Raw genomic sequence first — 12256 nt, forward strand, 5'->3', positions numbered from 1 at the left:
GCGAAAATACGTTGGTGAAAATGGTGAAAAATATATTGACGCTAACAACGAGGGCCTGTGCATGATCGACTGGGAGTACGCGGGCATGAACGACCCGATGAACGACCTGGCGACCATGGTGGTGCGCGACGGGCTCTCGCGCGAGAAGGGCGACGAGATCCTGGCGCTGTACTTCGGGCGCGAGCCGAGCCCCGGGGAGAGGCGCCACACCTACGGCGTGTTCGCGCTGTGCTCCTGGTACTGGGTGTGCTGGTGCCTGTTCAAGGACACTCTGGGCGAGGACGGCTTCTTCATGCTGCGGAGCTGGCGCGCCCTCAACCTCTACCTCCCGCTTGCACTCGAGATGTATGGAGATAATTAGAGATGAACGTAGCGATAATACTAGCCGGCGGCCGCGGCACCCGGGTGGGCGCCGACGTGCCCAAGCAGTTCATAGAGGTCCTGGGGCGCCCCGTGCTGTCCTACACCATCGAGAGGTTCCAGAACCACCCCGAGGTGGACGCGATAGAGGTGGTCTGCCGCAAGGGCTACGAGGACGAGCTGCGCGCCATCTGCGACGCCGGCGGCTTCGACAAGGTCCGCTGGGTGGCCGAGGGCGGCAGGGAGTTCCAGGACTCCGTCATCAGCGGCCTTAGGAACCTCGAGGGCGAGATCTCCGACGACGACCAGGTGCTCGTCCACTACGGCGCCAGCCCGTTCGTGTCCGACGAGGTCATCTCCGACGCGATACGCGTCTGCGGGCTGCACGGCAACGCCAGCCCCGCGCACAGCCAGGTGTACCTGGCCGCGACCCCGGGCGACGGCGAGGGAACGAGCGAGTTCGTGGACCGCGACGAGGTCATGTGCCTGAACTCCCCGCAGGCGCTGCGCTACGGATACGCCAAGTGGGTCTACGAGGAGGGCGCCCGCCGCGGGCTTCTGGAGAAGGTGGAGCCGCACACCACGAGCCTGATGTTCGCGATGGGGGAGCGCATATGGTTCTCCAAGGGCTCGACCGCGAACATCAAGATCACGACGGCCGAGGATCTGAGGCTGTTCAAGGGATGGATTCTGGCCGAAATCTAACGAATGAGAATGCAAGATGAAAAAAAATAATGCTTGTCTTCGGCACCCGACCGGAGGCTATCAAGATGTGCCCGCTCGTCAACGAGCTCAAGGCGCGTACGGATGAGTTTAAGACCGTCGTGACCGTGACCGGCCAGCACCGCGAGATGCTCGACCAGGTGTTGCGCGCCTTCGACGTGACTCCCGACCACGACCTGGCGATCATGAAGCCGGGCCAGACGCTGTTCGACGTGACGTGTGACGTGCTGGTCAAGCTCAAATCCGTCCTCGAGGACGAGAGGCCCGACGTGGTCCTGGTCCACGGCGACACCACGACCAGCTTCGCCGCGGCGCTCGCGTGCTTCTACCTGCAGATCCCCGTGGGGCATGTCGAGGCGGGCCTGCGCACGCACGACATCTACAGCCCCTGGCCGGAGGAGTTCAACCGCCAGGCCGTGGACATCGTCAGCGAGTACTATTTCGCCCCCACGGAGGCGAGCAGACAGAACCTGCTCGGCGAGGGCAAGCCCGAGTCGAAGATCTGGGTCACCGGAAACACCGGCATCGACGCCCTGCGCACCACCGTGCGCGATGGCTACTCCCACCCCGAGCTCGCTTGGGCGGAGGGCTCCCGCCTCATCCTCATCACGGCGCACCGCCGCGAGAACCTGGGCGAGCCCATGCACCGCATGTTCCGCGCCATCCGCCGCGTGATGGAGGAGCATCCGGACACCAAGGCGATCTACCCCATCCACATGAACCCGCTCGTCCGCAAGGCGGCGCACGAGGAGCTCGACGGCTTCGACAGGCTCCACATCATCGACCCGCTCGAGGTGCTCGACTTCCACAACTTCATGGCGGCGAGCCACCTCATCCTCACCGACTCCGGCGGCATCCAGGAGGAGGCCCCGAGCCTGGGCAAGCCGGTGCTCGTCATGCGCGACACCACCGAGCGCCCCGAGGGCGTTGCCGCCGGCACGCTGAAGCTCGTCGGCACCGAGGAGGACGTCATCTACCGCGAGTTCAGTCGCCTGCTCAGCGATCAGGCCGGGTTCGAGGCCATGAGTCATGCGTCGAACCCTTACGGTGACGGGCATGCGAGTGAGCGGATTGCCGACGTGCTTGCGAAGTAGTTATCTCTGAGCTGTTTATGAAGCTGCTCTTTTGGAACCTAAATAAGAAAGACAATGCCGATCTTGCCCTCACGTGCATGCGAGAGGAAGAGGTCGGCATTGCTGCTTTTGCCGAGTTTTCTCATACCGACTTTTCAGAAGAAAAGATAGAAGGTGTTGGCTATAGGCTGTTAGGTTTTGGCGGATGTGACAAGGTCAAGGTTATTGCTCGAGAGTCCATTGAAGTTCTTGACTGTTTCGAAGCGTCTCGATTTACCGTGTTGGCGATGAAATCAGGTCAATCTTTTTTTGTGGGCGTAGCCCATCTACCCGACCGCATGTCTTCGCCAGATCCTGAATCCAGGCTAATGGATATTCGTGTAATGATGGATGAAATCCATGGGTATGAAAACGTACTATCTATTTCCAAAACGATTATTCTGGGCGATTTTAACGCAAATCCATATGACAAGGAACTGCTTCTTCCCAATGCCTTTAATGCGATGTTATTTAAGTGAATAGTTAAAAATAAATCATCCAGAACGTGGCGTGAGGTCGAATATCCTTTTCTATATAACCCTACGATTCATTGGTTATCAGAGGAGTCGGAAAACTACGGCTCTATATATTATTCTGGGGATTGCACTGGTACCATTTGGAACTGCTATGACCAAGCACTGGTTAGTCCAGAATTGATGGATTGCATCAACTCCTATAGTTATCCAAAGAGAATAGGCGATTGTGAATTGATTGCAAAAGTTCGTCCCAACAGGAAGATTAGCGATCATTTGCCGTTGTTAGTTGATATCGATTTGAATCAGGTGAGTTAGTCGTGACTTCCGGTAGCAACCCGTGGGCAGAGGTGTTCAATCAGTCTAAGCAAAAGACGACAAAAGGGATTATTCCATTTATTAATCAACAGGTCAAAATGCTGTCTGAGGCATCTGGAGGCAAGGTCAAAGGGTTGTTTTCACTGACTTGCGACGTTAACAGGACTCTTGTTTCAGCGCTTGATTTGGCTGAAAGTGCATCTACGGTAGTTTCAAGAATTATTTCAGCAGGTACAGTTCATTATGCTCCAGACTCCGATCTTAAAGACGCTAGTGATCTATACAAGAAAAATGACTATTGCTTTGAGATTCGTTCGGATAGATACCGATTTAGGGTATTCACCATTGAGTTTGGCCCGTCGTATCCTGCTGCCATGACCCTCGACCGAGGCATGTGCAAAGGTCTTGCAAAGATCTACGATCGTTATAAGTTCGAAGAGGCCGAACCGTGCAATATCACAATACGAGACGATGATGATCTCAATCGTGTTTTCAATGAACTTCTAAGGAGCGAGAAGCTGATTTATATCTGCAATAGGCTGATGAAGGATGCTAAGGAGACAGTTTAGCGTTATCAGCCGTCTTTAAATTGCAGCCGTCGTGAAGGCAACCGCACCCGCAAGGACTTCGTGGCCGACGAGGTTCTGCAGATGGTGTGGAACCGCGTCTATCCCGGCAAGGAGAAGCCGGTCGTGGGCGTCTACCGACTGACGATGAAGTCCAACTCCGACAACTTCCGCGCGAGCTCCATCCAGGGCATCATGAAGCGCGTGAAGGCCAAGGGCGTGCCCGTGGTGGTCTACGAGCCCACGTTGGACGCTGAGGACTTCTTCGGCAGCGAGGTCACCCATGACCTTGAGACCTTCAAGCGTGAGTGCTCCATCATCGTGGCCAACCGCTGGAGCGACGAGCTCGCGGACGTGGCGGATAAGGTGTACACGCGCGATCTCTTCAAGCGCGACTAGCGAGCTTTCTCGGAGCGATAAGAGGCCCCCAGCCACACGCGGTGGCTGGGGGCCTTTCTTGTTTAGGGCAAGCCATGGAGGCGTTGTGCATATCATTCGTTCGTCGCGACGCCACTTTCCATGACAGCGGGTGCCTTACCGGTCGTTGGCGCAATAGTATTTATCAAAATGTATATGTCAATGATTATTTTGGCATGTTATGCTCGCGGAATATGGCCGTCTGGGCATCGAAAGCTGACACTCGGAACGGGAGGGCAGCGCTATCATAGCCGGGCATCAAAACCCCAATTCAATCTCCGTCGTCCGTAGGGAGGCCGCGCCATGCTTGCCATCGCCGAGCTCCTCACCAAGGCCCTCGAGACCCTCTTCAGGCGCAAGACGGTCAATGTGGCCGCGTTCGCCAACAGCGACGGGCCCGTTAGCGACATCCCCCTGGGCTACTTCTCCAGCGACCGCATCAAGAAGCACCCCGAGAAGCCGATCAACAGAATTGCGACTGAGCGCTTCGTGATTATGGCGAGGGCCGCGCTTTCGGGGGACTCCTACTACGACGTGCTGACCGTCTCCTCGCGCGCGCCGCATCCTCGTGAAAAGCTTCGACGCTGTGACGCGTGACTTCGTGATCGTGGGGGCCAATACCGGCGAATACGGGTTCATAGCGGGAGCCCAGGTCGCGTTCCTGCAACGCGTCATGGGTCTGGTCGTCGGCAAGGAGGCCGTTGATAAGGACGAGGTGGCGCGTGCCCTTGCCAACGAAGCACGGGCCGCGCTCGCGGCCCAACCCTCGACAGGCAAGCACCTGCGTGTGGCGGCTCCGGGCGGCAGGCGCTGTGGCCAAATTAAAGGGTCTTCGAGAACAACACAGCTTCGCGCGGACGCGCCGTAAACGCTGTCGCCCCCACACGGGGCCACTTCATGAAGCCCGCCGTCAAACAATGGAGCATCCGAAAAATTCTCGGGCGCTCCAAAACCAAGTCCATCTTTATTTGCTGCTACCGCTTCTTGAGCAGCACCCAATCGAGGTCGGGCTCGAACACGCGCGGCTTCCAATCCCCGGCGATTTCGTCGATGTGCAGTGATATGCGCCTGTCACGCTCGTCAAAGTAATCGAGTCTGAGCTCGTCGAAATCGGGCACGTTTTCATGCTTTAGGCAGAAAAGGCACTTCTTGTTCACGATGCTGTTGGGAGGCAGCGTGAAAGAATACGAGTTATGGGCATCCTCCTCGCCATACTCTGAAGTTGTCACTTCAGTAACCTTTCCCCCGCAGCTCGCTTTTTCTCTGTGTATTCGATTTGCACAGTTTTAGCGACTTCCTTGCCGTTCCTGTAGGGAACAACATCGACGTTTCGGACCACCCGCGAACGTCCCGTCGTGTTCTGGAACTCGAGCTTGAGCGGCACAACAAGCAAAGATTGCCCGCCGTCCTCGTGAAATCCCCATCTCTTCTTATTGTCAACGACCGTGCGTTTAGCGTAAATTCTAAGCTTTCCCTTGCGATCAAGCCACCTTGTAATGAGCATAATTACAAAGCTGCTAAAGAAGCCTATGAACCCGCCAATGAGAGTATCGGCACTGCCGGCTAAGAGGAATGCGAGATGTTGCACAAGGCCTTCCCTTCTAGTCTCTTAAACAAATTGCGAGTCTACACCTTGTCCGCAACGTCCGCGAGCTCGTTGCCCAACGTTTGGTGACAATCACGTGGCACCCCTCTTGAACGCCTCAAGGTCGTGTGTGTCTCCTACAGGTGGAACTGCTGCTCGGTGAGCCACCTGCTCGTCGGAAGGGAGGTCAACATCAGGGTGACCGAGTCGACGGTCGAGGTGTTCCTGGCTGGAGAGCGAGTGGCGCACCCGCCCATGCCCTCCGGGCCGCGCAACCGCCACTCCACCAGGGAGTCCGACGTGTCACTAACAGGGTAGCGTCCCGAATGACGCTCCTATGGGCTGTCAAGTCCTTTACTGGCCGACATTTTGGCATTCAGGTAGCGGTCGTATTCGCGTCTGATTTCCTCGTGGGGGCATACGTCTCTTTCTATTTCGCTGAGTCTTACATTCGGCACGTTAAGCTCTAGGGCAATCTGCTGCTGGGTCAGGCTGAGCGATTTTCTCATCGCCGCAAGTTCCTCGCCCCGGGCGTACTTCAGCCTCATGGGGTGCCGCAACGTCGAGTAAACCTCCCTGGCTATGAATCTCTTTAGGCAGCGCATGGCCTCTCGCTTCGTCTTGCCGTCGGACTTGCGCTTTGCCATGTAGGCGAGCGTTCTCTCGTCCCCGCTCATCCTGCTTACGGCAATCATGTGGAGAGCTTTATTGGCCTGCCTGTTCCCGCCGCGGTTGAGCCTGTGCCTGTCGGTCTTTCCGCTGGAGGCGGGAATGGGGGACACGCCGCAGATCGAAGCGATACTTGCCTCGCTCGGGATGCGCTCCGGGTTGTCGCCCGCGGCGATCGCGAGTTCCGCGGCGTTGACGGTGCCGCACCCCTTCACCTGCAGGAGGGCTGGCGCATTGGCCTCGATGAGCCGATGCATGGCGCCCTCCAATTGGCCTGCTTTCTCATCGAGCTCCAGCCAGGTCCTGGCGAGCGCCCTCAGGGACGCAAGCAGCGGCCCGGCGACGTCGTCTTCCGCATTCGGGCGGCAAGACCCCAGTTTCCTGTACAGGCTCGCTCCCTTGAGCGGCCGGTATTTGGTCCTGACCCGCTCCGGGGCCGACACCAAGAGGGAGCCTATGGCGTTGGATACGCTGGTCATGATGTTGACGTGTATGGATCTCGCCACCGTAAGGGCGCGCAGGCCCTCAACCCACTCGTTGTGGGACTTCGGCACTATGCCCTTTCCGGCAGCCACCGCGCGGGCGGCGTGCTCGGCGTCGATGCCATCGGTTTTGCCCTCTCCGACTCGCCTCTTTTCCCTCTTGGGGCGAAGTACTTCGAAGACGTCATAGCCGCGTTCCATGAGGTAGGAGCATAGACATGCGCCATACGACGTCGTCCCCTCCATGCCTACCGCCACGCAGCCCGACGGGTCGCCGATTTCCTCCGCAAGTTGTTTGTAGCCCCATGTGGGTAAATTCAGTCGGCACTGACAATGCTGTTGTCAGCCATGTTGAATCCTCCCTATTCCACGAGTAAGGCGACCTCGCGCTAGTGCTTGTTGAGCCGCTTCTCGTCGGTTGCCACCCCCGCGTTGGAAAGCCCGGTCGTGCCGCCCTGGACACCGCCAGCCTTGCCGCCATAGAACAGCCAAGGCTTCACCTCCTTGAACACAGAGGCGTCGCCGTCGTGGCCGTCCGGCAGCGCCTTGGCCGCCTTCACATTGCGTACGGCCTGCCAGCCGCAGCTCCTACTCTGCGCGCTCGTCTGCCGCCCGGGCCTTCACCTGCTCGATCACGCCGCGTAGGGCATCGGCTGCCTCTGCGGTCTTGGCGGCCTCGGCCACCTGGCCCTCAAGCTCCTTGATACGTACCTCTTGCTTGGCGAGAAGGACCTTGAACTCGTCGGGGCCATCGTCGGTGGCGGCAACTTCTTCTTCCCATGCTGCACTTGTTCGTCTGTTTACCCTTGCGGGTGCTGCTGCGTCTCCGTCGCCTGCCCACATCGGTGTCCTCCTTCATGGGAACCACTTTCGTGAATCACGCAGGCAGGAGCCCGCCCGAATGCATGTTAGGAGCAGGGTATTTCTCTGTCACAAGAGCGTAGTCAGCTCGAACTAAATCACATTTAGTATTGTGCCACTTTCGAAGAGCTCAAAGCTTTAGCACAATCTATAAGGTAGCAGCTGTAAATCTGCTATCCTAAGCATGTTCCAAATTTCCGCAATAGAGAGGAAATGGTATATGGAGGCAATAGACTACATACCTAGGCTGGTGAGAGCCTGTTTAGAGAATGACAGAAGACTCGTAGAGTCAGTCTCGCTCACGGTGTCCCGCAAGCTGAGACGTGATCGTCCTGATCTCGCTTCGGAGATCGCTGGGGCGCTTGCAGCATCTGACATGAGAAGCGAGGCTACCCGTGCAGCCGAGATAAACCCGCTACCGATCGACCGAGAGACCCGCTTCTCTCTCGTAGAGTTCATAGAGCCAATCGAGCTACCGGACCCCATTCTTGATGCTGCAACCACAAAAGAGCTTGCCGACTTTCTCAAGGAAAGAGGTCTGATTCAGCGGTTTTTCGAGGATGGGATCGAACCCTCGAACAGTATCCTCTTCATTGGCGCTCCGGGCGTGGGTAAGACATACGCGGCCAACTGGCTTGCATACAAGCTCGCTCTTCCGCTCATAACGCTCGACCTCGCAACTTCGATATCCAGCTATCTCGGTCGATCCGGACAAAACATCAAGAGCGTCTTCGACTATGTCCGCGCACAGCCTGCGGTGCTCTTCCTGGACGAGTTCGACGCAATTGCGAAGCGGCGTGATGACGAGGGTGACCTCGGCGAATTGAAGCGCCTAGTGAACGTTCTTCTCAAAGAAATCGAGACATGCCCTAAGGGCAGCATCGTGCTTGCAGCTACAAATCATCCGGAGTTGTTGGATAGGGCGATTTGGCGGCGCTTCGACAGAGTTATAGAGGTGCCGCTTCCCGAGGAGAACGAACGCATGCGACTCTTCGAGAGACACTTGCCCAGCGACCGCTTCACGCTCTCGCAAGAGATGCTCTTCCTCATGGTCGAGAAGAGCGCGGGCATGAGCGCCGCAGACATTTGCAAGCTTTGCGAGCACATTAAGCGCCAATCAGTGATGAATCCGGACGAGAGCATAGAGATCATTTCTCTGAGCGAGCTGTACTCCAAATGCAAACCTCAAACGAAGCAGGAGAAGAGTGAGGCGTGCATAAAACTCAGAGAAATTAACCCAGCCCTTACCGTGCGAGACATTGCGCGGATCGTCGGAGTCGGCGCCTCGACGGTCTCCCGCTACATGAAGGAGGCATAAGCCATGTCCGACCCGCTGCCAATCCTTGCTCACGGCGAATCATATGCTCAGCCAGTTCAGAAGAAAACCGGTGGAGGTTCCAAGCCACGGCCACACGAGTACGAAGAGGCTAGGAACCGCCTCCTTGCTAATATCGGCGCTGTGTCCAGGCAGATGCAGACCGACCCTGATTCCTACCTCGAGGAAAAGGTGGTCTGTATACGTATGGAGCCCAAGTTCGAAGCAAAGTCCTATGCACCCTCGTCGGTGCTCACCTCTTCGGACGAGTTGCAAGTCATCGGCGGCAGGAGATACAAGACAGGCAACGTGCAACCTCAGAAGAACAGTAATGACGAAGATGCAGGAGAGCAGCTCGAGTTCGCAAAGCTCTACTTCCTGCGCACGACCTCAAAGGGTCTTGCCGATTTTGAAAACGCGCTTCGCACCGGGTCAAACGAATCGGACGCATGGCGCAACGAGGTAATGTCCATCCGTTCCTTCGACCTGCTTGAGCCGGGCGAAAAGATACTTGGCTTCGATGCGGAATGGAAAGAGGGCCTGGTCGAAGCCGTGCTTCATCCGCTCCAAGAAAGCGCCGAGGATGCCGTAGACCTGTTCTGCAAGGCAGCAGGACTCGGTCGTGACGAAATCGAGGTACGGTCATACAAAGACGGCGTTACATTCATCGCCGCACAGTTGAGCAGGGAAGCTACTATGGCAGCAGCGAGAATCAACCCGCTGCGCACGGTTCACCCGATGGGAAGAATCGCCTTCGAGCCGATACGGAGCGCGATGAGCGCACCAGCACCGCAGGTTGCTGCGGCCCAGAATGTCCCACCTGTGACCGTCGGCGTCTTCGATGGTGGATGCAATCCCAATGTCCCGCTCCTCTCCGGCTATGTCAATGCGCATGATGCCGTTGCATCGCTGCCCGACCAAGACGGCATCGACCATGGAACGGGTGTATGCGGAGCCGTGCTGCATGGCGAGCTTTCTGGTAAGGGAGCTAGTGACGTCCTTCCTGCGCCCGAGGTGAAGGTTGAGAGCTTTCGAGTGCTGCCACCGAGCGATCCCATCGACATTGACCTCTACGAATCGATCGACGCTATCGAGTACGTAGTCGGGCATAATCCTGACATCCAACTGTATAATCTCTCATTTGGCCCCGCTGGCCCCATTCTCGACGATGACATCAGCCGCTTCACTTATGCCCTTGATGTGCTGTCGTACAACCGCGATGCCGAGCCGCCCCTCTTTTGCATTGCGGCCGGCAATGACGGCGATTTGCCAAGCCCAGATAATCGTGTGCAGTCACCAGCGGATTTGGTCAACGGCATCGGAGTTGGCGCGTTTTGTATATTGCCTGATGGTACGAAGGCACGCGCTCCGTATAGCTGTGTTGGTCCGGGAAGAGAGGGTGCCAAAATCAAGCCCGACCTCCTTGAGTATGGAGGGGACATCAACAAGCCATTCGTGGTGGTTGCCTCAAGCGGAAATGCTTTAGGCGCAAGCGCGGGTACCAGCTTTGCATCTCCTTTACTCGTCCACAAGCTTGGCAGAATGATGTCGCGAAGCGAGGATATCTCACAGCATCTCGCCCGGGCTCTGGTCCTCCACAATTCGAAGCACAGTGATAGCTTTGTTCGAGAAGAGTACGGTTTCGGCATTGCTCCAGATGATCCATCGAGTTGTCTGAGCTGTGACGACAACCGCGTCACCACGCTATATCAAGGCATGCTCAGACCTAAGCAGCTTGTCTCGCTGCCGATATTTGCCCCCGGCATCGAGTCGGCGAAGGGGCTTATCACAATCAGCTGGACCATCGTTGCAGTCTGCGAAACGAATCCCAATGATTCGGATGCATACACCTCAAGCTGCATAGTAGATACCCTCATTCCTCATGCCAACAAATACACGTACTCGCTCAAAGGTACAAGCTATAGGCATACGGTGAATCTCGCCACCGAGGAGGGGCGTATCAAGGCAGCTGAACTTGAACTGCAGGGCTACACCTCATCAACCTTGCCGGTGAGCAAGCCTGCAAAGAAGTACTGGGAAGAGTCAGAGTTACGAGCCAACGATATGAAGTGGGACAGTGTCATTAGCAGGACACAGCGCATGAAATCAAGCTCATTGTATGACCCGAAGCTGACGCTCCAATCCTTATTCCGTAATAATAACGATCCCGATGCGCTCACTCGTTACTATGCGGTCGTGACGGTCGATGCTCCAGGCTACAATGGCAGTCTTTACAACAGTACGCTCCAGGAGTATCGCAACTTGCAGCCAATCAAGCTCAGGATTGAGCCGCGTCTTGAGGCACGGAGTTAATAGAATGGACGGCCATCGTGCATAATTGCCTGATGGCCGTCCTGCTACACACAAAGCAATAGGATAATATTAGGCAGACAGAACGATGCCTCTCTCGTCGAGCAATCTGTCTACCGCGTTGAACAACTCTTGAAAGTTTCCAAGGGTCACATTAACGAACTGATACTTTAGGTCTTCGGAATGTGAACTCTCTCCGAAGAGCTCAGTAATCCCTGAGTTGAATTTCGACTTGCCATGGCGGCCTTCTCCTTTGAAGAAGGTCGCCATGGCCCCATTCCGGTCTTGTGATTATTCGCTGATTATTGCATCAGTTTTGCTACGCCGTTCCATGCCGCACTGCAACGCCGCTCCATGGTAGGCTGATACACGTTGACACGAAGAGCCTGTACGCGCCTAGCATGAGGCGTTTTCTTTTCCAAAACAATCCAGATGGCACGAAGCGTGCGGTAGTGTCGCGATCGTTGGTGTAGGTCTCGGTTCTCAAGGGTAGCCGGAGTCGACCCGAGGAACCGAGAATCGCCTAGAATGCCGTCATCCTAACGTATGTCACGCCGCCTTCCCGCCGGGAATCGGGCTGTCGGCCACGACGAGCGCGATGAACCTGGCCACGTGCTCGGCGACGGCGCCCTCGACGGCCCTGCCGATGGAGTCGTCGTTGAACCAGCGGCGGCCGACCCACTCCTTGTCCATCTCGGCGAACACGGCGCCCATCATCCTGATGGGCTACTTCCTGCTCGGGAACACCTGTATGACGCGGCTGCGGCGCTTGAGCTCGCGGTCGGTGCGCTCCTGCACATTCTTGGTGCGCAGGCTGACGTGGTGCTCGCAGGGGAAGTCCAGGTAGCCCAGGGCGTCGGCCTCGGCCTTCTCGAGCACCTCGGCGGCCTTGGGGCAGACCCCCCGATCTGATCGGTGACGAGCTGGGAGCTCGAGTCCGGGCTCGCCGACTGCAGAACCAGGCTCGCCGCAGCGGCACGCGTGGACGGCGTGTACAGGGAGCGCGCCCGCACCATCAGCGGGGGGTGTTCCTATAGTTTTGTCAACTGGGAAATGCTCTCCGTG

General features: G+C 57.0%; 17 protein-coding genes. 10 read left to right on the plus strand and 7 right to left on the minus strand.

Annotated features, from left to right (window positions below; genetic code table 11):
* The 8 genes from DXA43_RS09710 to DXA43_RS09745 all read left to right on the plus strand — a co-directional run.
* Positions 1-361, plus strand: a 361-nt coding sequence (locus tag DXA43_RS09710) for a phosphotransferase family protein (protein WP_147344756.1), incomplete at its 5' end; no start/stop codon positions are given.
* 2 nt (positions 362-363) lie between these two features.
* Positions 364-1065, plus strand: coding sequence for an IspD/TarI family cytidylyltransferase (locus tag DXA43_RS09715; protein ID WP_117807028.1), 702 nt, complete (start codon positions 364-366; stop codon positions 1063-1065).
* 29 nt (positions 1066-1094) lie between these two features.
* On the plus strand, positions 1095-2177 hold the full coding sequence (gene wecB, locus DXA43_RS09720; RefSeq protein WP_117807029.1) for a non-hydrolyzing UDP-N-acetylglucosamine 2-epimerase: 1083 nt from the start codon (positions 1095-1097) through the stop codon (positions 2175-2177).
* A 17-nt stretch (positions 2178-2194) separates the two neighbouring features.
* Complete coding sequence (locus tag DXA43_RS09725) at positions 2195-2674, plus strand: hypothetical protein (protein WP_117807030.1); 480 nt, start codon at positions 2195-2197, stop codon at positions 2672-2674.
* A 314-nt stretch (positions 2675-2988) separates the two neighbouring features.
* Positions 2989-3555, plus strand: a complete 567-nt coding sequence (locus tag DXA43_RS09730; RefSeq protein ID WP_147344757.1) for a hypothetical protein — start codon at positions 2989-2991, stop codon at positions 3553-3555.
* Between the two features lie 60 nt (positions 3556-3615).
* Positions 3616-3951 (plus strand): UDP binding domain-containing protein, encoded by a 336-nt coding sequence (locus DXA43_RS09735; protein ID WP_117807032.1) that lies wholly within the window; start codon positions 3616-3618, stop codon positions 3949-3951.
* A gap of 321 nt (positions 3952-4272) precedes the next feature.
* Positions 4273-4566, plus strand: coding sequence for a hypothetical protein (locus DXA43_RS09740; protein ID WP_117807033.1), 294 nt, complete (start codon positions 4273-4275; stop codon positions 4564-4566).
* Positions 4556-4837: a hypothetical protein gene (locus tag DXA43_RS09745; protein WP_117807034.1), complete on the plus strand. Its 282-nt coding sequence runs from the start codon at positions 4556-4558 to the stop codon at positions 4835-4837. Before DXA43_RS09740 ends, DXA43_RS09745 begins: the two co-directional genes overlap by 11 nt.
* Positions 4838-4943: 106 nt before the next feature.
* Here the strand turns inward: DXA43_RS09745 and DXA43_RS09750 are convergent, their stop codons facing one another.
* The 5 genes from DXA43_RS09750 to DXA43_RS09765 all read right to left on the minus strand — a co-directional run bounded on the left by DXA43_RS09750 (position 4944) and on the right by DXA43_RS09765 (position 7548).
* Positions 4944-5198 carry a hypothetical protein gene (locus DXA43_RS09750; protein WP_117807035.1) on the minus strand — a complete coding sequence of 85 codons (255 nt, stop codon included), beginning with the start codon at positions 5196-5198 and terminating at the stop codon, positions 4944-4946.
* Positions 5195-5557, minus strand: a complete 363-nt coding sequence (locus tag DXA43_RS09755; protein ID WP_117807036.1) for a hypothetical protein — start codon at positions 5555-5557, stop codon at positions 5195-5197. The genes DXA43_RS09750 and DXA43_RS09755 overlap by 4 nt, the downstream gene beginning before the upstream one ends.
* A 332-nt stretch (positions 5558-5889) precedes the next feature.
* Entirely contained in the window at positions 5890-7026 is a 1137-nt protein-coding gene (locus DXA43_RS09760; protein ID WP_117807037.1) for an IS110 family transposase, read from the minus strand.
* Between the two features lie 68 nt (positions 7027-7094).
* Positions 7095-7265 (minus strand): hypothetical protein, encoded by a 171-nt coding sequence (locus tag DXA43_RS10305; protein WP_158564989.1) that lies wholly within the window; start codon positions 7263-7265, stop codon positions 7095-7097.
* A 28-nt stretch (positions 7266-7293) separates the two neighbouring features.
* A complete protein-coding gene (locus DXA43_RS09765) occupies positions 7294-7548 on the minus strand; it encodes a hypothetical protein (protein ID WP_117807038.1) in 255 nt (84 codons plus the stop codon).
* A 238-nt stretch (positions 7549-7786) separates the two neighbouring features.
* Here DXA43_RS09765 and DXA43_RS09770 point away from each other — a divergent pair, with 238 nt between their 5' ends.
* Together DXA43_RS09770 and DXA43_RS09775 are read left to right on the plus strand one after the other, a co-directional pair.
* On the plus strand, positions 7787-8884 hold the full coding sequence (locus DXA43_RS09770) for an ATP-binding protein (protein ID WP_158564990.1): 1098 nt from the start codon (positions 7787-7789) through the stop codon (positions 8882-8884).
* A 3-nt stretch (positions 8885-8887) separates the two neighbouring features.
* Entirely contained in the window at positions 8888-11194 is a 2307-nt protein-coding gene (locus DXA43_RS09775) for a S8 family peptidase (RefSeq protein WP_117807040.1), read from the plus strand.
* A gap of 546 nt (positions 11195-11740) precedes the next feature.
* On the opposite strand, the gene DXA43_RS10310 is transcribed toward DXA43_RS09775, so the two are convergent.
* Both DXA43_RS10310 and DXA43_RS10525 read right to left on the minus strand, forming a co-directional pair.
* A complete protein-coding gene (locus DXA43_RS10310) occupies positions 11741-11896 on the minus strand; it encodes a hypothetical protein (RefSeq protein ID WP_158564991.1) in 156 nt (51 codons plus the stop codon).
* 21 nt (positions 11897-11917) lie between these two features.
* Positions 11918-12256 (minus strand): transposase (locus tag DXA43_RS10525; protein ID WP_233540072.1); only part of this gene is annotated, 339 nt, incomplete at its 5' end.

Source organism: Collinsella sp. OF02-10, assembly GCF_003463445.1.
Taxonomy (GTDB): domain Bacteria; phylum Actinomycetota; class Coriobacteriia; order Coriobacteriales; family Coriobacteriaceae; genus Collinsella.